Source organism: Streptomyces javensis (assembly GCF_039525925.1).
GTDB classification, from domain to species: domain Bacteria; phylum Actinomycetota; class Actinomycetes; order Streptomycetales; family Streptomycetaceae; genus Streptomyces; species Streptomyces asiaticus.
In genome coordinates this window covers 33,005-59,217 of the sequence record NZ_BAAAIF010000011.1, presented here as the reverse complement: position 1 = coordinate 59,217, position 26,213 = coordinate 33,005, and the positions used below count along the sequence as shown (strand labels likewise).

The window sequence follows — 26,213 nt, the reverse complement described above, 5'->3', positions numbered from 1 at the left end:
GGACAGCGGGCACGACGGCGGGCACGACGGCGGCCATGACAGCGGCAGCGGCAGCGCTCACCAGGGCCGCAGGATGAGCTTGCCGCGGCTGTGGCCGGCCTCGCTCTGCGCATGGGCCTCGGCGGCGTCGGCGAGCGGGAAGCTCCGCATCACGGGCACCCGCAGCCGGCCCTCCGCGGCCAGCCGGGCGTAGTCGGCGATGGCCTCCATGGAGCGGCCGCCACCCGCGGAGAACGTGACACCGAGATCGGCGGCCGCGGGGTCGGCGATGGTGACGACGCGGTCGGTCGTGCCGCCCCGCAGCTCGATCGACACGGGCAGGGCGCCCTGGCCGGCCGCGTCGTAGACGGCGTCGACACCCTTCGGCGCCACGGCGCGCACCCGGTCGGCCAGGCCCTCGCCATAGGCCACCGGGATCGCGCCGAGCGAGCGCAGATAGTCGTGGTTGGCGGGCGACGCGGTGCCGATGACGATGGCGCCCCGGGCCACCGCGAGCTGGACACCGATCCCGCCGACCGCACCGGCGGCCCCGTGCAGCAGCAGGGTCTCGCCCTCCTTCAGCCCCAGCAGGTCCAGGACGCGGGCCGATGTCTCGGTGGCCACGGGCAGCGCCGCGGCCGTCTCCCAGTCGAGTCCGGCCGGCTTGGGGGCGACATCCGTGGCCAGCGCGTACGGGGCGTAGGCCCCGGTGTCCGTCCAGCCCAGCACCTCATCGCCCACCGACACACCGGTGACCCCGTCACCGACCTCGTCGACGACCCCGGCCGCCTCCCCACCCGGGATCGCGGGGAACGAGGCGGGGCCCATCTGCGGCATCCAGCCACCGCGGATCTTGTAGTCGAGGGGGTTCACGGCGGCGGCCATGACCTTCAGCCGCACCTGCCCCGGACCCGGATGGGGCTCCTCCGTCTCCTTCAGCCGCAGCACCTCGGGGCCGCCGTACTCCTCGTAGACGATCGCCTTCATCACTCTCACTCCCGTCAGCCCCGTCGAGGGGGCACGTTTGTAGCGACAACGCCATCCTCGGCCGGGGCATGCCCCGGCCCGGCCGTTCCTTCGGCCAGTTCCACCTGGCCGAAGGAACGGCCGGGGGCACGGGACGGGCCCGTTACGCTGACGGACATGGACCTCACGGCCGCAGTCGATGTGATCCGGGCGCCCCTGGGCGAGATCCTGCCGCGCGTGTCCGCCGTGCTCTCCGAGGCGATCGCGCACCGGGCGGCGGCCGAGCTCTCCGGCAACTGCCCGCACTCACCGTTCAAGACCCACGGCGACCCGCCCGGCGACCCCGGAACCGCCATCACCACCGCCGAGATGGCCGCCCTCGCCCCGATGGCGCGCGCCGAGGGAACCTGGCAGGGCCGGGCGTGGATGGCCGGGGCCGAGGTGCCCGTGCTCGCCGTGCACAGCGACGCCACCGCGCGGGGCGCGCTGCTCGTCCTCGTACGGACCGAGGAGGCCCCCGTCCCGGCCGAGGCCCTGGCGGGCGTCCGTGCCCTGTGGGACCTGGTGACCGCGCACCGTGACCGGATGGCGGCCGAGGCGGTGCCCGGGGCGCTGGGCCAGTCGCGCGCCGCGGCCGCGGCGCGGGCCACGGCCATCGCCGAGCTCGTCGACGCCCACGGCGCCGCCCTGTCCGCCCTGCTCGGCGTGTTGCGCGGCCGCGACCTGGACGACCGGACCGCCCGGGCCCGCGCGGTGGACCTCGCGGTCAGCTCCCTGGCCGAACTGCGCGCCCGGACCGACCGCGATCAGGCGCTGGTGGAGGAGCCGGCCGGTGACGCCTTCGCCCGGCTCGCCGCATCGCTCCGCCCGGAGCTGCGCGGCCTGTCCGTACGGCTGGACCTCGGCCCGCCCGGCACCGAGGAGGGCGCGGACCGGCTGCTCGCCGCCGATGTGGCCAATGCGGCCCGCGCGGTGGTGCGGGCCGTGGTGCACGCCATGCTGAACGAGCAGGGACCGGGTCAGGACGGCGCGCCGCGCCCGGTGCACCGCGTGCACATCGGCTGGAAGGTCGGCGAGGGCGAGCTGCGCGCCACCGTACGGGACGACGGGCCCGGCGTCCTGAGGCGGACCGCGCTGGACGCCCGCCGGGTCGGGGAGCGGCTGGCCGCGCTGGGCGGACGGCTGGACGTGGACGCGGTCCCGGAGTGGGGCACCACGGTGACGGCCACCGTGCCGCTGGGCCCGCCGCAGCCGGCCCGCGAGGATCCGCTGGACGTCCTGCGGGCGCGCGAGCTGGAGGTGCTGGAGCAACTGGCCCGCGGGCGGCGCAACCGGCAGATCGCCCAGGAACTCCACATCAGCGAGTCGACGGTGAAGTTCCACGTGGCGAACATCCTGGAGAAGCTCGGGGTCACCTCGCGTGGCGAGGCGGCCGCGCTGGCCCACACCTGGGGGGCCACCGACTCCTGAGCGGCCGCTGACACGGCGTATCCGGCAGGCACGTCGGCGGACGGCCTTACGCTTCGGAACGTATCGTTGGCGAGGAACGGCGAGCGGAGCGTTTGATGACCACACCGCGGGACCTGCTGATCGTCACTCTGGACGTGGCGCCCATCCGCCCCCTGGAGCGGGGTGACCTGGCGCTCGCACTCGCGGGGGCCGAGCTGATCGACCTCCTCGGCACCGAGGCGCTCACGATCGAGGACGAGCGGATCGTGCCGGGACTCTGCCCGCCGACCGGCGATCGCCTGCTGGACGAGGCCGCGGCCTCCCTCGTCCGCCAGTCGCCCCACGAGCCGGTCGCCGAGTGGCTGTGGCGCAGGGGCCGCGGTCTGTCCTCCGCCTATCTGGACGCCCTGGAGGAGGCGGGAGAGATCACCCGGCGGCGCCACGGCTGGCTGCCGCTGCGCGCCGGTCAGGCGGTGCCGGTCGACTCGCCCGGCCGTCGCCACGCGACGGACCGCTGGGCCTCGGACGAGCCCGTCCTCGCCACCCTCGCGGCGGCCATCGGCATCCGTGAGGAGCCCGCGGCAGACGCCGCGGGCGCGGTCGGCGACGCGACCGTGACCGTGCTCGCCGCCGTCAACGACGCCGTGATGGAGCTGGAGGCCGAGCGGCAGCGGCGGGCCATCGAGGAAGCGGCCTACGACAACATCTGGCGCGGCGAATGACCGCGTGACCGTGAGGGGGAGTGGCGGACGCCGCCGGGGGCGCGATGGCGCCGGGGCGCGGTGCCGCCGGGCCGCGGTGCCGCCGGGGGTGGCGAGGTGCCGTTGTGGGGAGCGCGGCGCCTCCCATGATTCGCGCCCGTGGCCGCGGGCGGGCCGTGCCGCCGTATCGTGTCGGGTGATCCACCACGTCCCATTGGGCACCATCCCCGAACGGAGACGCACATGGACACCCTAGCCGGAGCGTCCGGCCACAGATCCCCCCGCCGCGACGCCGAGCCCATCACGGCTCCCTTCCCCCAGGCCCTCATCGACGCCTTCCGCGCGCGGCCGGAGCCGCCCGCCTTCGAACACCGCTCGCGCGTCCTCTCGCGCGGCGAGGTGCTGGAGCTGATCGGCCGGTGCGCGGACGGGCTGCGGGCGGCCGGACTCGGCCCGGGCCGTTCGGTGGCGGTGGCCACCGATGTGACGCCCGAGGGCTTCGCGCTGCTGGTGGCGGCCTACGCGCTGGGCTGCCGGGTGACGGGGCTGCGGCCCGGCATGACCCCGGCCCATCTGGTGTACGTCCTTTCCGACGGAATCGACGTCCTCGTGGCCGACGAGACCGGTGCCACCCCCGAACTGCTGGACGCGGCGGGTGGGATGACCGTGTTGCGGCTGGGCCCGGACCTCCTGGACGCCCATCCGAAGGCCACGGGAGAGCTGACCGCCCAGGGCCGCCCCGACGACATCGCCTTGGTGACGCTGACCAGTGGCAGCACCGGACGCCCCAAGGGCTGTGCGCACAGCTATCGTTCACTCGCCCTCAACTGGGCCTGGCAGCCCGCCCGTTGGCCGGAGCGAACCGCGCGGCTCGCGGCGGGCTACGAGCGCTATCTGCTCTTCGGCACCCTGAGCAGCGCGGTGATCTTCGAGCATCTCGGGGTCTGCCTGATGGGTGGCGGCACCGCCGTCATCCCCGAACCGCCGTTCGCCTTCCCCCAGGTCTTCGAGCGCCGCCGGATCACCGCGTGTCTGATGACCGTGCCCCGGCTGCACCAGGTGCTGGACGTGCTGCGCACGGAGCGCGTGGACACCTCCAGCCTCCGGGTGCTGCTGGTGGCGGGGTCCCCGCTCGCCCCGCACCGGCTCGCGGAGGCGGCCCGGCTGCTCGGTCCGGTGGTCCACCAGGGCTACGGGCAGACGGAGACCGGCATGCTCACCCTGCTCACCCCGGATGAGATGGCCGAGTTTCCGGACCAGGTGTACGACTCGGTGGGCCGGGCGTGGTCCGGGGTGGAGATGGACGTCCGCGACCCGGAGGGACGGCCGGTGCCCGCCGGGACCACCGGCGAGATATGGGTGCGCACCGACTCGGCGATGGCGGGCTACTGGAAGGACGAGGAGCGGACCCGGGAGGTGCTGCGGGCCGGGTGGGTGCGCACCCGCGATGTGGGACACCTGGACGACCAGGGTTTTCTGCGGCTCACCGGGCGCGCCCGGGACGTGGTCATCATCAACGCGATCGTGCACTACGCCGGGGCGATCGAACGCGCGCTGGCGGCCCATCCCGATGTCGACCAGGCGTATGTGGCGGGCGCGCCCGACGAGCGCACCGGCGAGGCCGCGCACGCCTTCGTCGTTCCGGCCGAGGGCCGTGAACCGGACCTCGACGCGGTGCGCGCGTTCGTCGCGGCGGAGTTGGGGGAGGCGAGTGTCCCCGCCACCGTCACCGTCGTGACCGAGGTGCCGGTGGCACCGAGCGGGAAGCCCGACAAGCGGGCGCTGTTGTCGCGGATCACCGGGCCGCTGGAGACGGCGTGACGGTGTGGGGCCGCCCGGACTGAGAGGTCCCGGTGTGCCCGCTGGCACACCGGGACCCCTCCCGTGCGGAGGGTGGCGCTCAGCTCCCGGCCGGCACCGCCGCCGCGGTGTCGGCCGGCTCCCCGGCCGCCCGGGACCTGGCGTCCCGGCGGTCCAGCCAGTTGAGCACCGGGACGGTCATCACCGTGGTCACCAGGGCCACCAGGACCAGCGCCGCGAACAGCTCATCACCGACGATCCCGGCCGAGAGCCCGATGTTGAGCGCGATGAGCTGCATCAGCCCGCGCGCGTTCATCAGGGCGCCGACCCGGACCGCCACCGCACCCGGCTCCCCGCACAGCTTGGCGGCCGCCCAGCAGCCGCCGAGCTTGCCGACCGACGCGAGCACGACACAGCCCGCGCCGAACGCCATCACGGCCGGGTCCGCGAACACGTCGAAGCGGGTGTTGAGACCGGAGTAGGTGAAGAACATCGGCACGAAGATGACCTGGGTCGCTCCCTGAATGGTCCGCACCACCCGCTCGGACGCCTCGTGGCGGGGCATGGCCAGGCCGATGGAGAACGCCCCGAAGACCGCGTACAGCTGGATGGTGTCGGTGAACCAGGCGCCGCAGAACAGCACCGCGACCGTGAACAGCAGCCGGGACTCCTCGCTCAGCCCCGGCCTGGTCAGGATCCAGGCCAGCAGCCGCCGCCCCACCAGGAGCAGGACGGCCACGAAGAGCAGCGAACCGCCCAGCGCCTTGACGATGGGCCCCGTCTCCTCCGAGGCCACGCTGAGCACCCCGGCGAGCATGAGCCACGCGGCCGCGTCGTCGGTGGCCCCCGAGGCGAGGGAGAGCGACCCGTGCCGGGTCCCGGAGATCCCCTGTTCGGTGATGATGCGGGCCAGCATCGGGAAGGCGGTGATGGCGAGGGCGACCCCGACGAAGGCCGCCGTGACCCAGACCGAGACCCCGTCGACGAAGATGGGGACATGGCCGTCGGACGCGAAGGTCAGCCCCACGCCCAGCAGCAGCGGCACCAGCACCCCGGCGGCGGAGACCGTCACCGCGGTTCCGGCCAGTCCGCGCCCGGCGTGGGCCCGGAATTCGTACCCCGCGTGGAACATCAGGGCCACCAGGCCGATCTGCCCTGCCACGTACAGCACCGGTTTGAGCTCCGGCGGGAAGACCGCGTCCGACGCGCCCGGCGCCACCAGGCCGAAGAGCGACGGGCCGAGCACCACACCGGCGATCATCTCCCCGACCACCGGCGGCTGGCCGAACCGGCCCATCACCAGCACCACCAGACGGCAGGTCAGCAGGATGACCACGGCGGCGAGGAAGAAGGCGGGGGCGAGCTCTGTGGGAGTCATCGTCTCGCCCTCCTCATCGGCCGCCGGCGACGGCCGGTACGGCGGTGTCACCGGCGGCCGAGGCGAAGTAGTTGCGGCACAGCCCCTGGCGCCGGGCGTCCCACACCATGTAGCCACCGAGCACCAGCTGGGTGAGGCTGCGCGGGATCGCCCCCCACCGGTCGCCCAGCCGCATCCCCGCGAGCCTCGCCGCCCGCGCGGCCGGTCGCCAGGCCACCGTGGTCTGCCGGGAGGCGTGCGGGATCAGCAGACAGGGGCCGCGGCTGGGCAGCGACCGGGTGTGCTCGGCCGTGGACGCCAGCCGGAAGCGCCGCAGGACCTCCTCGGCCGCCGTCCGCATGGTCAGCACGGCGAAACCACGGGCCGGGCAGGGCCGGTTGGCGGTCACGCCGAACGGGATGAAGGCGGTGGGCCGGGTCTCCGCGGACAGCCAGCGGCCGGGGTCGAATCGCTGCGGCCCGGTGGCTCCCGACCGCTGATACTCGGGGTAGTTGAACAGCAGGACCGAGCCCGCCGGTATCGCGGGTCTTCCGGCCCGGGGGATCTCGTCGGTGGTGATGCGGTGGGCCACGCCGAACAGCGGGAAGTGCTGGAGCGTCTCGTTGATGACATGGTCCAGGTAGCCGTCCTCCTCCTCGCCGGAGAGCAGCCGGTCCTGGACGCTCTGGTGCGTGGCCAGGGCCAGCAGCAGATGGGCCGTCGCCTCCGACGTCTGCACCACGGCGGTGTTGAAGAACGTGCCCTGGAGGTAGTACGCCTGCTCCCGCCGGCTGAGCAGCGACGGCAGCGGCACCGGCGGGGGATCGCTCGCCAGCCGTTCGCGCAGATACGCGGTGAGCCGGTTCCGCCGGTCCATATGGCGCAGGCTGGTGCACTTCAGGGCGCTGACCACGTCATCGGCGTTGCCGACGATGAGGTCCCGTACGTGGCGCGGGCACGGTTCGCGGAAGACCACCTCGTAGTAGACCTCGGCCCACACCGGCATCATCAGATCGCGCAGTCGCACCCGGTGCTCCCGGGCGCCGTATCCACCGGTCCGTGTCTCGAGTTCGTCGAGAACCCGCCGGGTGCAGCGGCCGACCAGTTCGCTCCACCGCTCCCGGGAGAGCCCGGCGAGTATCTGCCGGGTGGTCCTGGCCACGTCGTCGTACCGGGGACCGGGTTCCAGATGCTCCTGGTGGACCTCGGGGCCGGGGGAGAGCCAGTACCAGAAGAGGTCGGAGAGGGCGGCGCCGCGGCTGCGGCCGTTCGCGGCCGGATGCCCGTAGACCCGCTTGAACTCCTCGACGGGCACCTCACGGCCGGGCGCCGGGATGCCCTCCTCGCCGTTGACCCGGGCGAAGAGGCGCACCCGCAGGGCGATCACCAGCCGGGGCAGCCAGTACGGCAGGCTGGCCGTCAGCGCCACGGCCGCCGCACCGGCGGCCGTCCGTCCGAGGCGGCTCATGAGACCGCTCCACCGGGCCGGGTGGTGTACGCACCGAGGTCCGGCCAGGCCGGGGCGCGCACCAGATCCGGGGTGAGATCCCGGACGCCGGAGGCGCCGCACAGCGCCAGCGCGTGGTCGACCTCCTCGCGCAGCAGCTCCAGCAGCCGCCGCACACCCTTCTCCCCGCCCTCGGCCAGGGCCCACATCACCGGTCGGCCGATGCCCACGGCGGACGCGCCGAGCGCCAGCGCCTTGACCACATCGGTGCCCCGCCGCACCCCGCCGTCCAGCACGATCGGAATCCGGCCCGCGACCGCCGTGTGGAGCTCGGGCAGCAGTTCGATCGTGGCGGGCACGGTGTCCAGCTGACGGCCCCCGTGGTTGGACAGCAGCAGCCCGTCCACACCGTGGCGCACCGCCAGCCGGACGTCCTCGGGGTGCAGGGCGCCCTTGAGCAGAATGGGCAGCGAGGTGATACCGCGCAGCCAGTCGATGTGCTGCCAGGAGATCTCCGGCGACATGGCGATCGGCCGCACCCGGCCGCCCTCGCCCGGCTCGGCCATGTGCTCGCAGCGCAGTCCGTCCGGCAGATCCAGGAAGCCGTTGCGCAGGTCGCGCTCGTGGGCGCCGCGCACCGGGGAGTCCACGGTGACCACCAGCGCGCCGCACCCGGCGTCGGTGGCCCGCCGCACCAGGGTCCGGGTGAACTCCAGGTCGGGCTGGAGGTAGAGCTGGAACCACAAGGTCGCCGGATCGCCGGTCTCGCCGGTGCCACGGGTGGCCTCCGCGATGTCCTCCACCGCGACCGTGGACGCCATGCTCACGATCATGATCGCGCCGACGGCAGCGGCGGCGCGTGCGGTGGCCAACTCCCCTTCCGCGTCGAGGAGTTTGTGGAAGGCCGTCGGCGAGATCAGGACCGGTGTCCGCGCCCGGCCGCCGAGCACGGTGATGTCCAGCGAGCGCTCGGCGCTGCCGCGCAGCACTCTGGGCAGCAGCCGCAGCCGCCGGAACGCCTCTTCATTGGCCCGTACGGTGATCTCGTCCCCCGCCCCGCCGGAGATGAAGTCGGCGTGGACGGGATCGAGTCTCCTCCGGGCGGCGGTTTCGAAGTCCTGGACGGTCATCAGCATCGGGCGGTGTCACCGCCCCGCGCCGGTGGGCTGTGCGTCCAGCTCACGCGCGAAGAACTCGACCAGCGGGGCGTGGTGGACCTTCGGGTGGTTCCACTCGTTCTCCAGGTTCTCGGCCATGTGGTGGGTGCCGAGGAGCTCACCGCCCCGGAAGTGGCGGATCACCGGATGCAGATAGGAGGCATCGAAGGCTTCCCCGACCGAGTTCTGCGCCGCCCGGCGCACCGTGATGTCGAAGGGATCGACCTTGTCGTGGTCGGGGCCGTACTCAAGGGTGACGAGGAAGTAGTCGGCGCCCGCCGTCAGGGCGGATTCATGGGCGTAGGCGACCGGCACCTCCTCGTGGTAGCGGCTCCCGTCGCCGTCCACCGCGACCAGCAGGTCGCCGATCACACCGAACTGCTGCCACAGCGCGGAACTCCGGTTGACCCGCGCCACCACGGCGTCCGCCAGCGCGGACGGCTCGGTGGCCAGCGGCTGGTGGGGCCAGGGCCGGTCGTGGTGGCGTTCGTCGAGGATGCGGCTCAACGCCCGTACCCCGTAACGGAATCCGTGGATGAAGCCATTGGTGGAGTGCTTGAAGTCGCGCTGCTGGGTGAGGGTGCCGGCGAAGTACAGCCCGGGCACGTTGACCGATTCGTAGGCCGAGGTGAGGGCGGCGAAGCGGTCGTTGATGACGAGGTCAGGGCGGCACTCGGCGTCGAACGGCGAGGCGTCGAAGCGGAAGCCGGTGCACACGATGATCCGGTCGTAGAGCAGTTCCTTCACGACCTCGTCCGCCCGGGAGAAGCTGAACCGCACGCGGTACCGGCCGCCGTCGCCCGGCTCCTTCTCGATCGAGAGCACATTGCCGTCCAGGACGGCGTTCTGCGACTTGAGCTGGTAGGTGTCGAGGAAGTTGTTGTTGACGGCGCGCAGATGGCCCACATAGTGGGTCTTCCACGCCAGCCGCAGGGTGTGCGGCCCGGCCACGTGGATGACGGCGGCCGTCTCGATGAGGTTGTCGGCCGTTTCCAGCGCGGAGTTGCCCTTGCCGAGGATCAGCACGCGCTGGTCGGTGAAGTCGTCGGGGTCCACCGAGACGACGGTGTAGTTCTCGGTGGTCTCGATGCCCGGCACATCGGGGATGTAGGGGCGGCTCACTCCGGTGGCCATCACCAGCCGGTGGGCGCGGTGATCGGTGCCGTGCTGATCGGTGACGACGAAGCCGTCGTCGTCGCGGCGGATCCGTACCGCCCGGGTGTCATAGGCGATGTCGAGGTCGAACGCCTCGGCGAAGTCGGCCAGATAGCGCACGAAGTCGTCGGCGGCCGGGAAATAGCGTTTGCTGTAACGGGTGAAGAGCAGCTCGGAATCCGAGGACAGCAGGGAGTTCCAGTCCATGCGGAGGTTGAACTCGGGGTCGTCGATGCCGGTGTGCACCTTGTTGCTGGAGATCAGCTGGCGGTGGCGGGGGAATGTGCGGAAGAAGGTGCCCGGTCTGCTTCCGGCTTCCAGGATCCGGTAGCGGTGGCCCGCCGTTGCCAACTGGTGCCCGAGCTGGAGGCCGGCGGGGCCGGCGCCGATCACGAGGTAGTCGAGGGCCTCGGAAGAGTGGAGAGGTTCCTTGTGCACAGTGCCTTCCTTCCAGGAGCGCGATGCCGTGGGAAAGCCGTGACAATTTCCTTTAAATCTCAACAACCACTCTATTGAGCCGTACTCAACTTCAGCAACACCGAAAAATGGCCAGTGTGATCGCGGGCGGAGGTGGCAGGTCCGCCTCCGCCCGCGCCACCTACTCCTTTGTCACCAGGTCACGGGCAGTTCGTAGACGCCGTAGACCGATCCGTCGTGTTTGAACGGGATCCGCTCCAGCTCCACGGCCGGCCGCAGCGTGGGGATACGGCGGTAGAGGGTGCCGTAGACGACCTGGAGCTCCATCCGGGCCAGCGGCTGGCCCAGGCACTGGTGCACGCCGAAGCCGAAGGCCACATGGCGGCGGGCGTCACGCCGGAGGTCCAGCCGGTCGGGCTCGGCGAACATCCCGGGGTCCCGGTTGGCGATGTCATTGGCCAGGATCAGCCCCTCGCCCGCGCGGATGACCTCCCCGCCGATCTCGATGTCGGCCACCGCCACCCGGCGCCGACCGCTGTGGGTGATGTGCAGATAGCGCAGCAGCTCCTCCACCGCCGAGGCGATCAGCCGGCGGTCGTCGGTGTCGCGCAGCAGGGCGAGTTGCCCCGGGTGCTCGAACAGGGCGAGGGTGCCGAGGGCGATCATGTTCGCGGTGGTCTCGTGACCCGCGATCAGCAGCAGCACGCCCATCTGAGCGGCCTCGTTGCGGGACAGCTCGCCCGCCGTGACCCGCTCGGCGAGACCGGACAGCAGATCGTCCACGGGGTGGTCGATCTTCTCGCCCATCAGGCCGTCCAGATACTCGATCAGGTTGCCATGGGCGGCCGAGCGCTGCTCGGGGGTGACGTTCCGGTTGATGATGACCTTGCTGTTGTCCTGGAAGAAGTCGTGGTCGGCGTAGGGCACTCCGAGCAGCTGGCAGATGACCAGCGAGGGCACCGGCAGGGCGAACGCCTCCACCAGGTCCACCGGGTTCGGACCGGCCAGCAGCTCGTCGATCAGATCGTCCACGATCCTCTGCACACCGGGCCGCATGGCCTCCACCCGCTTGATGGCGAACGGCGCCGTCACCATCCGCCGCAGCCGGGCGTGCTCGGGGTCGTCCTTGAGGATGAAGCTGACCCCCGTACCTCCGGGCGGCATCGGGGCCTGGCGGGGGTAGCCGGGCCGGTGGATGTCGGCGCTGACCCTCGGGTCGCCCAGCAACGCCCGCTGATCGGCGTACCGGGTCACCAGCCACGGTGTGCTGCCGTCCCACAGGCGGACCCTCGCCAGCGGGCCCTCCCGCTGGAGGTCCCGCAGCGCCGGGGGCGGGTCGAACGGGCAGCCCGCCGCCCTGGCCATCGGAAACTCCGGGGCCCGCGCGGCGCGCTCGTCCACCGGGTTCACTGTGCTGGTCATCGCTCCCTCAATTCGTCTGAAGCGGGTGGTGGAACCCCCGTTGTCCCCCGTTGTCCCCCGTTGTCCCCGACGGCCCCCGACGGCCCTCGGCGGGCCGTCGGTGGGTGAAGGCCGCGGTCAGCGCGTGACGGGCGCCAGCCACAGCCCGACGATCCCGTCGATCAGACCGGTGGCGGCGTCATGCCAGCTGGACCGTGGCGTGGCGGTGTTCTCGGCGAGCGCGCGCTCCCGCTCGGCGCACATGTGCAGGATCAGCTGGCGCGCCATGGCCCCGCGCTCGATGTGCACCTCGATCGGCAGCTCGGGGAGGCACCGGTTGAACCCCTCGACGGTCCGCCGCAGCGCCGGGGAGGCCATGGACTCATCGGACATGATCTCGTGGAGCGCGGGATCGGTCATCACCTGGGCGCAGAACCGCGCGTACCAGGTCGGGCTGGGCAGCTCCGCCAGATGCTCGAGGACCGGGCGCACCAGACAGGCCACCCAGTCCCGTACGTCGGTGGAGTCGCCGATCTCGCCCAGCATCCGCAGGCGCAACCGCTCGACCTGATCGGCGTGTTGCCGGGCGATGGCCCGCACCAGGTCGGCCTTGGTGCCGAAGTGGTAGCCGACCGCGGCGTTGTTGCCCTGCCCGGCGGCCTCGCTGACCTGGCGGTTGGAGACCGCGTACACCCCGCGCTCGGCGAACAGCCGCTCCGCGGCGGCGAGGATCGCCCCGCGCGTGGCATCGGTCCGCTCGTGCCGTACGGCCCTGCCCGCCATGGTCACCACCGCACCGGAAGGTCGCACAGCCCGCCCACGGCCAGGCCCTCCAACGGCCGCAACTCCGTCACGGATACGGCGAGTTCGAGGGTGGGCAGGCGGCGCAGGAGCACATCCAGCACGGCCTGGAGCTCGGTGCGGGCCAGTGCCTGGCCCAGACAGGAGTGTGCCCCGACGCCGAACGCCAGATGAGGGTTGGGGCTGCGGTCGAGGGTGAACTCCCCGGCGCCCTCGAAGGCGGTTTCGTCACGGTTGGCGGCGGCCATGCTGCACACCACGGTGGTGCCGCGCGGCAGTGCGGTGTCGGCCACTTCGGTGTCCTCGCCGATGTACCGGGGCATCCCGAACCCCGGATTGGCGTCGAACCGCAGCGCCTCCTCCACGGCGGTGCGCACCAGCGAGCGGTCGGCCAGCAGCCGCTCCCAGTGGCTCCGGTCGGCCAGCAGCATGGCCATCATCTTCCCGATCATGTTCGCGGTGGTCTCGTGCCCGGCGACCAGCAGGGCCTGGCCGGTGGCCACCAGCTCCGCGTCGGACATCCGATGGCCGCCGGGATCGGTGGCCGTGATGAGCTCACTCAGCAGATCCTCGCCCGGCGCGGTCCGCTTGGCGGCCACATGGGCGGCCATGTAGTCCGCGAACTGGGCCTGGGCGGCGTCGACTTCGTCCTGCCGGTACCGGGTGAGATTGAGCAGGGTGTCGGACCAGTGGGCGAACCGGTCGCGGTCGCTGTCGGGGACGCCCAGCAGATCGCAGATGACCCACACCGGCAGCGGGAAGGCGAGGTGCGCCTTGAGATCCGCCGGATGGCCGTGGGCCAGCATGCCGTCGATGAGCCGCTCGGCCATCGCCTCGATCCCCGGCCGCAGCGCGTTCATGCGTTTGGCCGTGAACCATTTGGCCACCATCCGGCGCCAGCGCTGATGGCCCTCGCCGCCCTGCGGGAGCGACTGCGCCATCGAGCTGTTGAACACCCCGCCCGATTCGCTGTCCGAGACGCGGGCCGCGTCGTCCGCGTTCAGCAGCCGGGTGAACCTCGGATCGGACAGCACCCGTTTCACATCGTCGTAGCGGGTCAGCAGCGCCGCCTCGTCCCCGCTGGGCAGCGCCACCTTCGCCACCGGGCACCGCTGCCGCAGCCGGGCCCACTCGGCGGGTGGCCCCAGCGCCGTATCGCTGGGGATCGGATAGCTGAGTAACTGGTCGCCGTCTCCTGAAGTCACGACGCTCTCCCTCGGTCCGGGGCGGGGCGGTCATCGACAAGATCAGGCAACCCCATGGGCCACCCTTGAGTCAAGCGACTGATTTAATTTGCCCCTCCGTGGCCGGTGATCGCCTCCAGGCTGTGTTCCGCCTGCGGTGCCCTCGTCGGGGCGCTGCCGTTGCACGTCCGTACCTGGACGTGTGGCTGCGGCGCCACCCATGATCGTGACGTGAACGCCGCGGAGAATCTTCTGGCTGCCGGACGGGCAGTGTCGGCCTGAACGGATGACAGGCAGGGGGCCGACGGGGCGTCAATGGCCGGTGCGACGGTCAGTCCGCCGAACGCGGCGGCGCGGTCGTACCGCGGACCTCGAGGACCGGTGCGGTGAGGGTCGCCTCGCCGGGGCGGGCGGGGTCGGCGATCCGGTCGAGCAGGCGGCGCGCGGCGCGGCGGCCGATGTCATGACCCGCGTTGTCCACGGTGGTGAGCCACAGATGGCGCAGCCGCGCGAGATAGGTGTTGTCGTAGCCGACGAGGGAGAGGTCGCCCGGCACCCGCAGGCCGAGCTCCTCGGCGGCCGACAGGGCGCCCACCCCGGCCATGTCGTTGAAGGCGAAGACGGCGGTGGGCCGGTGCGGCGCGCCCAGCAGCCGGACCGTGGCCCGGTAGCCGCCCTCCTCGGTCAGATCGCCCTGCACCACGGTCGCCGACCCGGACAGCCCGTGCTCCCGCATGACCGCCTCGAAGCCGCGGCGGCGCAGTTCGCCCACCACGCCCTGCCCGGCGATATGGGCGATGTGCCGGTGGCCCAGGCCGATGAGGTGCTCGGTGGCCAGGCGGGCGCCCAACTCGTCGTCGCCCGCGACGATGTCCACGTTCGGCAGTACGGGCTCGCGGGTGCCCGCGACCACCGTGGGCACCCGCGCGGCCGCCGTGCGCACCGCCGCCGGGTCCGGGAGCGTGCCCACGGCGATCAGGCCGTCCACCCGCAGCTCGGTGAAGGTGTGGGTGAGGTCCTCGCCGAGCCGCCGGTTGAGTCGGCCGTCGGCCAGCAGGGTGCGCAGACCACTCGCGTGCAGCTCGGAGTTGAGGCCGTCGAGCAGCTCCACGAACCAGGGGTTGCGCAGATCGTTGAGGAGCACCCCGACGGTCCGGGTGCGCCGCTCGCTGAGGCTGCGCGCGGCCGCGTTGGGCCGGTAGCCGAGCTCCTCGACGGCGGCCAGGACGGCCCGCCGCTTCTCGGGGCGCACCTGCTGGGAGCCGCGCAGCACCAGGGAGACCAGCGACTTCGACACTCCGGCCCGTTCGGCGACATCGCGGATCGTCGGTGGTCTCATGGTCTGGACCGTTCCACAGGGCGGACACGGTTGTCAAAGGGGTTGACACCTGCGAAGAGGGCTTTCAGTGTGGGCCGGGAGAGATCTGGAACGGTCCAAAGAAGGGCAGTCATGGTGAGTACGCTCGGGGTCGCCGTCGTGGGATTCGGCTGGATGGGACGGGTGCACACCCAGGCGTACGTCCGGCTGCCGCACCACTTCCCGCAGCTGCCCCTGCGGCCCGAACTGGTCGCGGTGGCCGACGAGGTGCCCGGCCGGGCCGGGGAGGCCGCCGCGCGGTACGGGTTCGCCACCGCCGCCCGGGACTGGCAGGAGGTGGCCGCCGACCCCCGGGTCCAGGCGGTGAGCATCGCCGCGCCGAACTTCCTGCACCGCGAGATCGGCGTCGCCATGGCCCGGGCGGGCAAGCACATCTGGATCGAGAAGCCGGTCGGGCTCACGGCCGACGACGCCCGCGCGGTCGCCGGGGCCGTGGCCGAGGCCGGGGTCCAGGGCGCGGTGGGCTTCAACTACCGCAACGCACCCGCTGTCCAGACCGCCCGCGCCATGATCGCCGCCGGGGAGATCGGCACCGTCACCCATGCCCGGGTCCGCCTCTTCAGCGACTACGCCGCCCATCCCGAAGGTGCGCTGACCTGGCGGTACGAGCGTGCGCGTGGCGGCAGCGGAGTGCTGGGCGACCTCGCCTCGCACGGGGTGGACCTGGCCCGTTTCCTGCTCGGCGAGATCGACGCGCTGACCGCCGACACCGCCGTGTTCGTGCCCGAGCGGGCCCGGCCCACGGGCGCCACCGCCGGTCACACCCGGGCCACCGGCGGCGAGCTGGGCCCGGTGGAGAACGAGGACTACGTCTCCTGTCTGCTGCGCTTCGCCTCCGGCGCCCGCGGGGTGCTGGAGGCGTGCCGGGTCTCGGTCGGCGAACAGAACACCTACGGCTTCGAGATCCACGGCACCGAGGGCGCGGTGTTCTGGGACTTCCGGCGCATGGGTGAACTCGGCGTCAGCCGCGGCACCGCGTACCAGGACCAGCCCGTCTCCACCGTGTACGTCGGCCCCGGGCACGGCGAGTACGCCGCCTTCCAGCCCGGCTCGGCCAACGGCATGGGCTATGACGATCTGAAGGTGATCGAGGGGTACCACTTCCTGCGCTCCATCGCCGAGGGCACGGCTCACGGCGCCACTCTGGACGATGCCGTGCACAGCGCCACCGTGCTGGACGCCATGACCCGCTCCGCGGACCTGGGCACCTGGGTGAGGACCGGCTGAGCGAACCGGCGGACGCCTGGGTGACTTCCGGTTCATGGTGGCCGCGGTGAGCACACGGGGCCGAACCGGCGTACTGGAGGGGGCGGGGAACCGCGCCACGCACCCTCGACGCCGGAGGTATCCCACCCGTGACCACCACGACCGAAGCGGCCTCTACCGAAGCGGCCTCTACCGAAGCGGCCTCGACCGAGCCCGGCCACCGCGACGCGGGTGATCCGCGGGGCGGGCGCTTCGATTCCTCCCTCGGCCTCATCATGCTGCTGCTCGTGGTGGTGGTCGCGCAGGGACCGGTCCGCCGGGCGCTGTCGGCTCCGGTGGCGCAGAGCTGGATGACCGTGTTCACCGCGGTGGTCCTCCAGGCCCTGCCCTTCCTCGTGCTCGGGGTGCTGCTGTCGGCGCTCATCGCGGTGTTCGTCCCGCCGTCGTTCTTCGCCCGGGCGCTGCCCCGGCGGCCCGCCGTCGCGGTGCCGGTGGCGGGCGTGGCCGGGGCGGTGCTGCCCGGCTGTGAATGCGCCTCCGTACCGGTGGCCGGGGCGCTGGTGCGGCGGGGCGTCACTCCCGCCGCGGCGCTGGCGTTCCTGCTGTCCGCCCCGGCGATCAACCCGATCGTGCTGACCGCCACCGCGGTCGCGTTCCCCCGCCAGCCGCAGATGGTGTTCGCCCGGTTCGTGGCGAGTCTGTTCGTGGCGTGTGCGATGGGCTGGCTGTGGCAGCGGCTGGGGCGGGCCGACTGGCTGCGCCCACCGGACCGCCCCGCCTTCCACGGCCACGGCAAGGGCGCCGCGTTCTGGGCGTCCGTACGCCACGATGTGATGCACGCCGGTGGCTTCCTCGTCGTCGGCGCGATGGCCGCGGCCACCCTCAAGGCCGTGGTCCCGGCGAGCTGGCTGCGCGGCGCGGCCGATGACCCGGTCGTGTCGATCCTCGCCCTGGCGGTCCTCGCGGTGCTGTTGTCGATCTGCTCCGAGGCCGACGCCTTCGTGGCCGCGTCCCTGTCGCAGTTCTCGCTCACCGCCCGGCTGGCGTTCCTCGTCGTCGGGCCGATGATCGACCTGAAGCTGTTCGCCATGCAGACCGGCACGTTCGGCCGTGGGTTCGCGCTGCGGTTCGCGCCCGCCACCTTCGTCCTCGCCGTGCTGGTGTCGACCCTGGTCGGGGCGGTGCTGCTGTGAACCGGAAGGCTCAGGCGATCGTGTTGTTCCTGCTCGGCGGGGCGGTGCTGCGGGCCGGATCCACCGACCTCTATCTGCGCTATGTGAAGGCGGGGCTGCGTCCGTTGCTCCTCGCGTCCGGTGTCGTCCTGATGGCGGCCGCCGTCGCCACCGTCTGGTACGAGCGGCGGACGCGCCCGACCGGTGAGGAGGTGAGGGAGGGCCGAGACGGCCGCGGTGGGGGCGAAGGCGGCCACGCCCACCGGGAACCGCGTGTCTCCTGGCTGCTCGTGCTCCCGCTGTTCGCCCTCATCCTGGTGGCGCCGCCCGCGCTCGGCTCGTACACCGCCATGCACACCGGCACGGCGCTGCAACGCCCTTGGGGCTTCCCCACCCTGCCCGCCGGGGACCCGCTGCCGCTCAATGTGGCCGACTACGCCGGGCGCGCGGTGTACGACCACGGGCGCTCCCTGGAGCACCGGAGGGTCAGGATCACCGGCTTCGTCGCCCTCGACGGCCACGGCGCCCCCTACCTCGTCCGGATGGCGCTCAACTGCTGCGCCGCCGACGCCCAGCCCGTCAAGATCGGTCTGACCGGGCGGGTCCCCGCGGTGCTGGAACCCGACACCTGGCTCCAGGTCGTCGGCACCTACACCCGCAAGCGGACCAGGGACCCGGTGGGCGGTGGCGCCATCCCGTACCTCGAGGTCAGCCGGTCCAGGCCGGTCCCGGCCCCGCGCGATCCGTACGACGAGAGCTGGAACGGCTGATGATTGACCTTGCGTCAGGTCGCCCTTCCGCCCCGTCACCCGGTCGGTAGAATCCGCCGGGCGGCTGCTGATCTTGGGACAGTGGGCGGCCGACCACAGGAGTTCTTCCTGCCACCCCCCTGGGAGCCGACCATGGAGCAGACCTCGCCGGACCGGACGGCCACGGCACCGCTCGGGCCACCGCCGCCCTTCGATCCGGAACTGGCCACGGCGCTCGCGGCCATCCATGAGCTCCTGCCGCCCGGCGGCTCCGGGGCCGATCCGGGTGCGACACCCCCTCAGGACGTGCCCGGCATGGAGCCGGTGACGAACGAGGCCCTGGAGCGCGACGGGGTCTTCCGGGTCGAGGAGCGGTCCGTTCCCGGCCCGGCGGGCGGGCCGGACGTCTCCCTGCTGATCTGCCGCCTGGCGGACGCGGCCACTGAGGTGCCGGCGCTCTACCACATCCACGGCGGTGGCATGACGGTCGGGGACAACCGCACGGGCGTGCCGGAGATGCTCGACCTCGCCCAGGAACTGGGGCTCTCCGTGGTCTCCGTCGAGTACCGCCTGGCGCCGGGGACCCAGCACCCCGGGCCGGTCGAGGACTGCTACGCCGGTCTGGCCTGGACGGCCGAACACGCCGCCGAGCTGGGTATCGACCCCGGACGCGTCATCGTCGTCGGGGGCAGCGCGGGTGGCGGCCTCGCCGCAGCCGTCGCCCTGATGGCCCGGGACCGCGGTGGCCCCGCCCTGTTCGGACAGCTGCTGATGTGCCCCATGCTGGACGACCGCAACGACACGCCCTCCGCCGTGCAGATGGCAGGTGTCGGGGTGTGGGACAGGGCCGCCAACGAGGCCGGGTGGACCGCGCTGCTCGGCGCCGCACGCGGTGGTGAGGACGTATCGCCCTACGCCGCACCGGCCCGCGCGACGGATCTGTCCGGACTGCCTCCCGCGTTCATCGACGTGGGGGCCGCGGAAACCTTCCGCGACGAGGACGTCGACTACGCCGGGCGCATCTGGCGGGCCGGGGGACAGGCCGAACTGCACGTCTGGCCGGGTGCCTTCCACGGATTCTCGGGCATGGCACCGCGGGCGGCCGTCTCGTGCGACGCCCGGGAGGCGCGGCTGCGGTGGCTGCGCAGGCTCCTGGCCAACTGACGGCGGGCCGCGCGGTGGCCGTACGTGCCACCGCGCGGTGACCGCGAGAGTCAGTGGTCAGTGGGACTCGCGGGGCACCGGATGTCCGCTGCCGCCGACCAGGAAGTCCAGGTCGAGGCCCTGGTCCGCCTGGAGCACATGCTCGGTGTAGAGCCTGCTCCAGCCCCGGTCGGCGACCGGCGGCGGGGGCTCCCAGGCGGCCCGCCGGCGCTCCAGCTCCTCCTCGCCCACGTCCAGGGTCAGCGTACGCGCCGGGACGTCCAGGGTGATCCAGTCGCCGTCGCGCACCAGCGCCAGCGGGCCGCCGACGGCGGACTCGGGCGACACGTGGAGCACCACGGTGCCGAAGCCGGTGCCGGACATCCGGCCGTCACAGACGCGCACCATGTCCTCGACGCCCTTGCGCAGCAGCTTGGGTGGCAGCACCACATTGGACACCTCGGGCATGCCCGGGTAACCGCGCGGGCCGCTGCCCCGGATCACCAGCACGGTGTTCTCGTCCACCGGCAGATCCTCGTCGGCGTGCACCGCGAGGTAGTCCTCCGGGGTGTCGAACACCAGGGCCCGGCCCCGGTGGGTGAGCAGATGGCGCGATGCGGCGGACTGTTTGATCACCGCGCCGTCCGGCGCGAGATTGCCGCGCAGTACGGCGGTGCCGGTGCCCGCCTCCTGGAAGGGGTCGTCCAGCGTCCGGATCACCTCACGGTTCCAGCACTCGGCGTCGGCGACGTTCTCCGCCACCGTACGGCCGGTCACCGTGGTCGCCTCCGGGTGCAGCAGCGCGCCCAGCTCGCGCATCACCACCGGCAGCCCACCGGCGTAGCAGAAGTCCTCCATCAAGAACCGTCCGGAGGGCTGTAGATCGACCAGCGTGGGCACCTCCCGGGCCAGCGCGTCGAAGTCGTCGAGAGCCAGCGGCACCCCCAGCCGCCCCGCGATGGCCAGCAGATGGATCACCGCGTTGGTGGAGCCGCCGATGGCCGCGTTGACCCGGATCGCGTTCTCGAACGCCTCCCGGGTCATGATCTGCGACGGCCGCAGGTCCTCCTCCACCATGGCCACGATCCGCTGCCCGGCGCGCTGCGCCGTCTCGTACCGCCGCGAGTCCACCGCCGGCCAGCTCGCCGAATAGGGCAGCTGCATACCGAGTGCCTCGGCCATCGACGCCATGGTGGACGCGGTGCCCATGGTCATGCAGTGCCCATTGGACCGGGCCATGCAGCCCTCGGCGAAGTGGCACTCCTCCTGGGTCATCCGTCCGGCCGCCAACTCGGCCTCGAACCGCCAGACCTGGGTGCCCGAGCCCACGTCCCCGCCCCGGTACTTGCCGTTCAGCATCGGGCCGCCGGTGACCATGATGGCCGGCAGATCGACGCTGGAGGCGGCCATCAGCAGCCCCGGGGTGGTCTTGTCACAGCCGGACAGCAGCACCACACCGTCCAGCGGATTGGCCCGCATCAGCTCCTCGGCCTCCATGGCCAGCAGATTGCGGTACAGCATCGCGGTGGGCCGCATCAGCGTCTCGCCCAGCGCCATCGCGGGGAACTCCAGCGGAAAGCCACCGGCCTGCCACACCCCGCGCTTCACCGACTCCGCCACCCGCTGGAGATGGCTGTTGCAGGGCGCCAGCTCCGACCACGTCGTGGCGATGCCGATCACCGGACGGCCGTCGAACACCTCGCTCGTATAGCCCTGGTTGCGCATCCAGGACCGGTAGACCATCCCGGACCGGCCCTCCGCGCCGAACCAGGCCGCGCTGCGCCGACGGCCGTGTGTTCCCGTGTCAGTCACTTCTGCACTCCCTCTGGCGATCGCTGTCAGCGAAGGGTGATGACGTTTCCGGTGATGAGCGCGGCCTCGTCCGAGGCGAGGAAGACGATGGTCTTCGCGACCTCGGCCGGATCGGCGACATGGAAATGAGTGGCGCTCGCGGCGACGAACCGCCGGACCTCGTCGGTGACCCACCCGGTGTCGGTCACGGGCGGCCGCACCACATTGGCCGTGATGCCGAGGCCGGCCAGCTCCGCGGCCGCCGACAGGGTGTAGTCGGTCTGTGCGGCCTTCGCCGCCCCGTAGGACACCTCGCCGGGGAAACCGAGCTCCCCTCCCGACGTCAGGCCCACAATTCGCCCCCAGTCGGCACCGCGTGCCCGGTGGCGGCGGGCCAGCTCGCCGATCAGCAGGGCGGGCGCCATGGCGTCCACCGAGAACTGCCGGGACCACGTCTTAGGGGTGACGGGGCGCAGCGGTCGGCCGAACCGGTCGGCCGGATCGGGGGTGAAGGTGTCCTGGATCCACCCCGAGGCGTTGTTGACCAGGATGTCCACCGGGCCCAGGCGGTCCTCGGCGAGGTCGAAGAGCCGCTCCGGAACCGCCGGGTCGCCGAGGTCCGCCTCAACGGCCTCGGCCCGCCCTCCGGCCCGGCGGATCTGCGCCGCGACTTCTTCACCGTCGGTGGATCGCGCGGCGTGGTACGGATCCGGGGCGGCCCCCTCGCCGGTGCCGTGTGGCGGGCGCAGATAGGCGCAGAGCACCGCGACACCGCGGGCCGCCAGCGCTCGTGCCGTCGCGGCGCCGATCCCCTGGTTCGCCCCCGTCACCAGGGCGACATGGCTGGTTGACGTTGTTTCCCGCACCCACGCAGTACAGCAAAGACGAGCGCCGCACGGAAGATCGTGTCATCGGAAGTATGGGCGGGGCCGAGGTCGGCCCGGTGCCATTCGGCGGCTCCGGGCGGACGTCCGTTCAGCCCCCGGGACGGCGAGCCGTACCGCGCGGTGGGGATGGGTGCGGTAAGCATCCGGTGCGTGTGGTGTGGAGCGGTGTCCGGCCTACGGTGAGGAGTGTCCGCATGAGTGGTGAGCTGTCCGGTGCCACGGCCCTGGTCACGGGCGCCACGGCGGGGATCGGCCGGGCCGTGGCCCTGCGGCTGGGCGCGCTGGGGGCCGAGGTCGTCGTCCACGGCCGGGACGCGCGTCGGGGCGCGGAGGTGGTCCAGGAGGTGTCCGCGGCGGGCGCCACCGCCAGGTTCGTGGCGGCGGATCTGGCCGAGGCCGACGATGTGCGGCGGCTGGCCGCCGAGGCGGGGGACGTGGACATCCTGGTCAACAACGCCGGTGTCTACCGGTTCGCGGACACCGCCGGGACCTCGTCCGAGATGTTCGACGTCCATATGGCCATCAACGCCCGTGCGCCGCTTCTGCTGGTCGGGCGGCTCGCACCGGGTATGGCCGCCCGGGGCCGCGGAGCCATCGTCAACCTCAGCACCATCGCCGCCGGTGTCCCCGCCCGCGCCGCCGGGGCGTACGGCGCCTCGAAGGCGGCGCTGGAGCTGCTGACCCGGGTGTGGGCCGATGAGTTCGGCGGCCGGGGAGTCCGGGTCAACGCCGTCCGCTCGGGCCCGGTCCGCACTCCGGGCACCTCCGAGATGGGGGAGGAGGCCCTGCGGACCGTGGCGCGGGCCACGGTTCTGGAACGGCCCGCGGCGCCCGAGGAGATCGCCGAAGCCGTGCTCTTCCTCGTCTCCTCCCGGGCGAGCTACATCACCGGCGCCATCCTGGAGACCAGGGGCGGCGAGCCGGCCATCGGCTGACGCACACCGGCCCCTGCGGCAGCCTCAGGGCGATGCGCCGGTCCACGCGATGGGCTGCTCCGTCCAGATGCACTTGCCCTCCGCGGTGTAGCGAGTGCCCCAGCGCTGCGAGAGCGCGGAGACCAGTTGCAGCCCCCGGCCTCCCTCGTCCGTCACGGCGGCCCGGCGGATCCGGGGAGTCGTGGCGCTGGCGTCCGAGACCTCGCAGATCAGCGATCTGCCGCGGATCAGCCGGAGCCAGGTGGGGCCCCTGGCGTGCCGGACGACATTGGCGACGAGCTCGCTGGCCAGCAGTTCCGTGGTCATGACCAACTCGTCGAGGCCCCATGCCTCGAGCTGTTCGCGCACATGGGCGCGGGCGAGACCGGCGGCCACCGGGTCCTCCGGCAGCGGCCATCCCGCGGTGTTCCCGGACGCCAGCCCGTGGAGCCGGGCGATCAGCAGGGCGGTGTCGTCGGCGGTCAGCCGCTTCGTGGGCAGCATGGCCCCGACCAGGAGGTCGCACAGCCGGTCGAGCCGGTCGTGGTCCGTCCCGCCGTGCCGACCGACCGCCCTGCGGCCGCCCGTACGCGGACGGGGCGGTGGACATGTGAGGAGGCGCCCGTACTCGCTGGTCAGCACCTGGGTGCACTCGGCGATTCCGGTGTCGATGTCACGCGCCGCGGACTCCACCAGGCCGTCGGTGTACATCACCAGCAGACTGCCGTCGGGCAACCGCAGATCCACGGTGGAGAACGGGGGCTCCCCGGCGCCCAGCGGCGGATCGGGCGTCGGCTCCAGGCACTCCACACTGCCGTCGGGGCGCACGATCAGGGGCGGCGGATGACCGGCGCGGGCGAGGGAGCAGTACCCCGTGATGGGGTCGTACACCGCGTACAGACAGGTGGCGAAGGAGTCGTCGCCCAGATCGCTGACGACCTCGTTCAGATGGGCCAGGACCTCCTCGGGAGGCAGCTCCAGGTTGGCGAGCGTGTGCACGGCGGTGCGCAGCCGCCCCATGGTGGCGGCCTCGGCCAGACCGTGGCCCATCACATCGCCGATGACGAGCGCCACCCGCTCCGCGGACAGCGGGATCACGTCGTACCAGTCGCCGCCGATGTCCGTACCGCTGCTGGCGGGCAGATAGCGGACGGCGGCGGTGAGGGCGGCCGGGGAGGGCAGGTCCCGGGGCAGCAGACCGCGCTGGAGCGCCTGGGCGCGGGCGTGCTCGGTGTCGTAGAGCCGGGCCCTGGCCAGCGCCTGGGCGGCCATTCCGCTGAGGGCGGTGAGCAGGGTGCGCTCATCGGGGGACAGATAGCGGGGCTCGTCGAAGGAGACGGTGCAGGTGCCGATGGCGTTGCCCGAGGCGATCAGGGGGAGCACGGCCCAGGCGTTCTTCCGGGCGATGGCGGGGTTGCCGGTGAGATCGGGGAACAGCTGCTCGTACTCCTCGGTCGAGGAGATGAAGCGCGGCCGCCGCGAGCCGAGCACCTCGTTGAGCAGACGGTAGCCCCCGAACGCCGGGACACCGTCGACCCTGCTGAGGAAGGCCCGGGGATAGCCCACGGACCCCACCACGTTCAGCCGGCCGCCCTCCAGACACAGCATCAGCAGACCCGAGGCGTCGAACGGCGGCAGCACATGGGCGGCCATGACCTGGACGACGTCCTCGGTGGTCACGGCCTCCGCGAGTGCGTTGCCCAACTCGCCGATCCGGGCGGCCTGTTCGGCACCGACGCGCTCGGCCTCCGCACGCCGCGCGGCCTGGGTGCGCCGATCGGTGACATCGGTGAGATAGGCCGTCAGCCCATCGGGTACCGAGACCAGCCGTATGTGATACCAGCGGTCGTCGGTGGGCCACCGGATGTCGAACCCGGTCGGCCTGCCGTCGGCGGCGGCGCGCCGGCAGCGGTCCTCCAGCTCGGGGACCGTGCCCGCGGGGCCCTCCCAGAGCGGCCGGCCGAGCACCTCTCCGGCCGGGCCGACCAGGCGCTCGGCCTCGACGTTGAGGAAGGTGATCCGCCAGTCCCGGTTCACCGCGAAGAACGCGTCGCTCATGTACCGCAGCGCCTGCCCCACCGACTCCCGGGCCATCCGGCTCTCGGTGGTGTCCCAGACCTTGCCGAGCATGCGGACCGGCTCGCCGTTCTCGTCGAGCTCGAGGTGGGCCCGGCTCTGCACCCAGCCGGTGGTGCCGTCGGGGCGGCGGACCCGGTACTCGGCCTCATAGCCGCTCCGCTCGCGCAGCGACTTCTCGGTGGCGGCCATCACCCGCGGCATGTCCTCGGGGTGGATGAGGTTGAGCCAGCTCTCGATCCGCCGCTCGTAGCCGCCGGGGAGGCCGAGAAGTGTCAGCCCCGCCCGGTCCCAGCGCATCTCACCGGTGTGGATGCTCCACTCCCAGGACCCGGCCTTGACCGCGTCCAGGGACTGCTGGACCACCGAGCCCCCTGGCCGCTGCTGCCACCAGGGGTGCGCGTCGCAGTCGCCGACCCCGGCCCCCGAGCGCGAGAGACGGCGCTCCGCCCAGCGTCCCACCGCCTCGAGGAAGGCGGCCTGCTCCGGGGTGGGCTCCCGCGGGCCGGTGAGGACGGACAGCGCGCCCACCGGACCGTCCGGCCCGGTCAGCGGGACGGACGCCACCGTGGTCGAGGCCGGGAGGCTCCCGGGGGCGGTGCGGCTGTTCTCCTCGGACCCGGCGGTTCCCCCGGACCCGGGAGCCTCGCCAACGGGCCCTGCGGCCTCGCCGGACGCCGCCGGCAGCCATACGAAGCGGCCGTCCCGCACGGCTCGGGCGGGGGCGAGCGGGGCCCCGTCCTGGCGGATCTCCTCCCAGCCGCCGAGCGCGGGCAGCGGCAGCCCGCTGGCGAGGACCAGGCGCAGCGTACGACTCCCGGCCGGGCCGCAGGACCAGTGCACCAGGCCCGCGAGGCCGCCCAGCTCGGAGACCGCCTGGTCCAGGGCGTGCTGCATCACCTCGCGGTCGGTGAGCGCCGTACCGACCGCCGAAAGGAGGGACAGCCGCTCATCGCCCCATGAGTGGGAGCGCCCCGCCGCGTCTGTTCCGCGCCGCACCACCATCCCAGAACCTCACTCACGGAATAGGGCGTTCTCGGACAAACGTAGCACTGGCATATGCCGGGCATCACTCACTGGACG

The 26,213-nt window shown here is 72.6% G+C and carries 20 protein-coding genes and 1 pseudogene; 9 read left to right on the top strand and 12 right to left on the bottom strand.

Features of this window, described 5'->3' with window-relative positions; all coding sequences use genetic code 11:
* Nucleotides 1-57: 57 nt before the first annotated feature.
* The gene (locus ABD329_RS12980) at nucleotides 58-966 is read right to left on the bottom strand and encodes an NADP-dependent oxidoreductase (protein ID WP_198275437.1); all 909 of its coding nucleotides are present in this window, start codon (nucleotides 964-966) and stop codon (nucleotides 58-60) included.
* Nucleotides 967-1,122: 156 nt separating this feature from the next.
* On the opposite strand from ABD329_RS12980, the gene ABD329_RS12975 reads away from it, so the two are divergent.
* The 3 genes from ABD329_RS12975 (at nucleotide 1,123) to ABD329_RS12965 (ending at nucleotide 4,916) form a co-directional block, all read left to right on the top strand.
* Nucleotides 1,123-2,415, top strand: a complete 1,293-nt coding sequence (locus ABD329_RS12975) for a LuxR C-terminal-related transcriptional regulator (protein WP_198275436.1) — start codon at nucleotides 1,123-1,125, stop codon at nucleotides 2,413-2,415.
* Between the two features lie 95 nt (nucleotides 2,416-2,510).
* Nucleotides 2,511-3,116 carry a GPP34 family phosphoprotein gene (locus ABD329_RS12970; RefSeq protein ID WP_198275435.1) on the top strand — a complete coding sequence of 202 codons (606 nt, stop codon included), beginning with the start codon at nucleotides 2,511-2,513 and terminating at the stop codon, nucleotides 3,114-3,116.
* A gap of 222 nt (nucleotides 3,117-3,338) precedes the next feature.
* Nucleotides 3,339-4,916, top strand: coding sequence for a class I adenylate-forming enzyme family protein (locus ABD329_RS12965; RefSeq protein ID WP_198275434.1), 1,578 nt, complete (start codon nucleotides 3,339-3,341; stop codon nucleotides 4,914-4,916).
* Between the two features lie 79 nt (nucleotides 4,917-4,995).
* On the opposite strand, the gene ABD329_RS12960 is transcribed toward ABD329_RS12965, so the two are convergent.
* The 7 genes from ABD329_RS12960 to ABD329_RS12930 all read right to left on the bottom strand — a co-directional run bounded on the left by ABD329_RS12960 (nucleotide 4,996) and on the right by ABD329_RS12930 (nucleotide 13,835).
* On the bottom strand, nucleotides 4,996-6,273 hold the full coding sequence (locus ABD329_RS12960; protein WP_198275433.1) for a cation:proton antiporter: 1,278 nt from the start codon (nucleotides 6,271-6,273) through the stop codon (nucleotides 4,996-4,998).
* Between the two features lie 13 nt (nucleotides 6,274-6,286).
* Nucleotides 6,287-7,720, bottom strand: coding sequence for a cytochrome P450 (locus tag ABD329_RS12955; protein WP_198275432.1), 1,434 nt, complete (start codon nucleotides 7,718-7,720; stop codon nucleotides 6,287-6,289).
* Nucleotides 7,717-8,835 carry an alpha-hydroxy acid oxidase gene (locus ABD329_RS12950; protein WP_198275431.1) on the bottom strand — a complete coding sequence of 373 codons (1,119 nt, stop codon included), beginning with the start codon at nucleotides 8,833-8,835 and terminating at the stop codon, nucleotides 7,717-7,719. The genes ABD329_RS12955 and ABD329_RS12950 overlap by 4 nt, the downstream gene beginning before the upstream one ends.
* Before the next feature lie 9 nt (nucleotides 8,836-8,844).
* On the bottom strand, nucleotides 8,845-10,449 hold the full coding sequence (locus tag ABD329_RS12945; RefSeq protein WP_198275430.1) for an NAD(P)-binding domain-containing protein: 1,605 nt from the start codon (nucleotides 10,447-10,449) through the stop codon (nucleotides 8,845-8,847).
* 171 nt (nucleotides 10,450-10,620) lie between these two features.
* A complete protein-coding gene (locus ABD329_RS12940; protein ID WP_198275429.1) occupies nucleotides 10,621-11,850 on the bottom strand; it encodes a cytochrome P450 in 1,230 nt (409 codons plus the stop codon).
* Nucleotides 11,851-11,967: 117 nt separating this feature from the next.
* Nucleotides 11,968-12,612, bottom strand: a complete 645-nt coding sequence (locus tag ABD329_RS12935) for a TetR/AcrR family transcriptional regulator (RefSeq protein ID WP_198275428.1) — start codon at nucleotides 12,610-12,612, stop codon at nucleotides 11,968-11,970.
* Nucleotides 12,613-12,614: 2 nt separating this feature from the next.
* On the bottom strand, nucleotides 12,615-13,835 hold the full coding sequence (locus tag ABD329_RS12930) for a cytochrome P450 (protein ID WP_198275427.1): 1,221 nt from the start codon (nucleotides 13,833-13,835) through the stop codon (nucleotides 12,615-12,617).
* 111 nt (nucleotides 13,836-13,946) lie between these two features.
* On the opposite strand from ABD329_RS12930, the pseudogene ABD329_RS12925 reads away from it, so the two are divergent.
* Nucleotides 13,947-14,090 (top strand): annotated as a pseudogene (locus ABD329_RS12925) (zinc ribbon domain-containing protein); the annotation flags it as partial.
* A 55-nt stretch (nucleotides 14,091-14,145) separates the two neighbouring features.
* Here the strand turns inward: ABD329_RS12925 and ABD329_RS12920 are convergent.
* Entirely contained in the window at nucleotides 14,146-15,153 is a 1,008-nt protein-coding gene (locus ABD329_RS12920; RefSeq protein WP_198275426.1) for a LacI family DNA-binding transcriptional regulator, read from the bottom strand.
* A 111-nt stretch (nucleotides 15,154-15,264) separates the two neighbouring features.
* On the opposite strand from ABD329_RS12920, the gene ABD329_RS12915 reads away from it, so the two are divergent.
* From ABD329_RS12915 to ABD329_RS12900, 4 genes are all read left to right on the top strand, one after another.
* Nucleotides 15,265-16,419 carry a Gfo/Idh/MocA family protein gene (locus tag ABD329_RS12915; RefSeq protein ID WP_198275425.1) on the top strand — a complete coding sequence of 385 codons (1,155 nt, stop codon included), beginning with the start codon at nucleotides 15,265-15,267 and terminating at the stop codon, nucleotides 16,417-16,419.
* Nucleotides 16,420-16,547: 128 nt separating this feature from the next.
* Nucleotides 16,548-17,591, top strand: coding sequence for a permease (locus ABD329_RS12910; RefSeq protein WP_198275424.1), 1,044 nt, complete (start codon nucleotides 16,548-16,550; stop codon nucleotides 17,589-17,591).
* On the top strand, nucleotides 17,588-18,340 hold the full coding sequence (locus ABD329_RS12905; RefSeq protein WP_198275423.1) for a TIGR03943 family putative permease subunit: 753 nt from the start codon (nucleotides 17,588-17,590) through the stop codon (nucleotides 18,338-18,340). The genes ABD329_RS12910 and ABD329_RS12905 overlap by 4 nt, the downstream gene beginning before the upstream one ends.
* 132 nt (nucleotides 18,341-18,472) lie before the next feature.
* Nucleotides 18,473-19,483 carry an alpha/beta hydrolase fold domain-containing protein gene (locus ABD329_RS12900; RefSeq protein ID WP_198275422.1) on the top strand — a complete coding sequence of 337 codons (1,011 nt, stop codon included), beginning with the start codon at nucleotides 18,473-18,475 and terminating at the stop codon, nucleotides 19,481-19,483.
* Between the two features lie 57 nt (nucleotides 19,484-19,540).
* On the opposite strand, the gene ABD329_RS12895 is transcribed toward ABD329_RS12900, so the two are convergent.
* Together ABD329_RS12895 and ABD329_RS12890 are read right to left on the bottom strand one after the other, a co-directional pair.
* The gene (locus ABD329_RS12895; protein WP_246618196.1) at nucleotides 19,541-21,205 is read right to left on the bottom strand and encodes an IlvD/Edd family dehydratase; all 1,665 of its coding nucleotides are present in this window, start codon (nucleotides 21,203-21,205) and stop codon (nucleotides 19,541-19,543) included.
* 95 nt (nucleotides 21,206-21,300) lie between these two features.
* Nucleotides 21,301-22,119: an SDR family NAD(P)-dependent oxidoreductase gene (locus ABD329_RS12890; RefSeq protein ID WP_309142617.1), complete on the bottom strand. Its 819-nt coding sequence runs from the start codon at nucleotides 22,117-22,119 to the stop codon at nucleotides 21,301-21,303.
* 215 nt (nucleotides 22,120-22,334) lie between these two features.
* Here ABD329_RS12890 and ABD329_RS12885 point away from each other — a divergent pair, with 215 nt between their 5' ends.
* On the top strand, nucleotides 22,335-23,075 hold the full coding sequence (locus tag ABD329_RS12885; protein ID WP_198275420.1) for an SDR family NAD(P)-dependent oxidoreductase: 741 nt from the start codon (nucleotides 22,335-22,337) through the stop codon (nucleotides 23,073-23,075).
* Nucleotides 23,076-23,099: 24 nt separating this feature from the next.
* Here ABD329_RS12885 and ABD329_RS12880 read toward each other — a convergent pair whose 3' ends face one another.
* Nucleotides 23,100-26,129 carry a SpoIIE family protein phosphatase gene (locus ABD329_RS12880; RefSeq protein ID WP_309142616.1) on the bottom strand — a complete coding sequence of 1,010 codons (3,030 nt, stop codon included), beginning with the start codon at nucleotides 26,127-26,129 and terminating at the stop codon, nucleotides 23,100-23,102.
* Between the last annotated feature and the right edge of the window lie 84 nt (nucleotides 26,130-26,213).

Coding starts and splice junctions, on each gene's coding strand:
- ABD329_RS12980 (WP_198275437.1), bottom strand. CDS start 966: ATGAAGGCGATCGTCTACGAGGAGTACGGCGGCCCCGAGGTGCTGCGG.
- ABD329_RS12975 (WP_198275436.1), top strand. CDS start 1,123: ATGGACCTCACGGCCGCAGTCGATGTGATCCGGGCGCCCCTGGGCGAG.
- ABD329_RS12970 (WP_198275435.1), top strand. CDS start 2,511: ATGACCACACCGCGGGACCTGCTGATCGTCACTCTGGACGTGGCGCCC.
- ABD329_RS12965 (WP_198275434.1), top strand. CDS start 3,339: ATGGACACCCTAGCCGGAGCGTCCGGCCACAGATCCCCCCGCCGCGAC.
- ABD329_RS12960 (WP_198275433.1), bottom strand. CDS start 6,273: ATGACTCCCACAGAGCTCGCCCCCGCCTTCTTCCTCGCCGCCGTGGTC.
- ABD329_RS12955 (WP_198275432.1), bottom strand. CDS start 7,720: ATGAGCCGCCTCGGACGGACGGCCGCCGGTGCGGCGGCCGTGGCGCTG.
- ABD329_RS12950 (WP_198275431.1), bottom strand. CDS start 8,835: ATGCTGATGACCGTCCAGGACTTCGAAACCGCCGCCCGGAGGAGACTC.
- ABD329_RS12940 (WP_198275429.1), bottom strand. CDS start 11,850: ATGACCAGCACAGTGAACCCGGTGGACGAGCGCGCCGCGCGGGCCCCG.
- ABD329_RS12935 (WP_198275428.1), bottom strand. CDS start 12,612: ATGGCGGGCAGGGCCGTACGGCACGAGCGGACCGATGCCACGCGCGGG.
- ABD329_RS12920 (WP_198275426.1), bottom strand. CDS start 15,153: ATGAGACCACCGACGATCCGCGATGTCGCCGAACGGGCCGGAGTGTCG.
- ABD329_RS12915 (WP_198275425.1), top strand. CDS start 15,265: ATGGTGAGTACGCTCGGGGTCGCCGTCGTGGGATTCGGCTGGATGGGA.
- ABD329_RS12900 (WP_198275422.1), top strand. CDS start 18,473: ATGGAGCAGACCTCGCCGGACCGGACGGCCACGGCACCGCTCGGGCCA.
- ABD329_RS12895 (WP_246618196.1), bottom strand. CDS start 21,205: ATGGTCTACCGGTCCTGGATGCGCAACCAGGGCTATACGAGCGAGGTG.
- ABD329_RS12885 (WP_198275420.1), top strand. CDS start 22,335: ATGAGTGGTGAGCTGTCCGGTGCCACGGCCCTGGTCACGGGCGCCACG.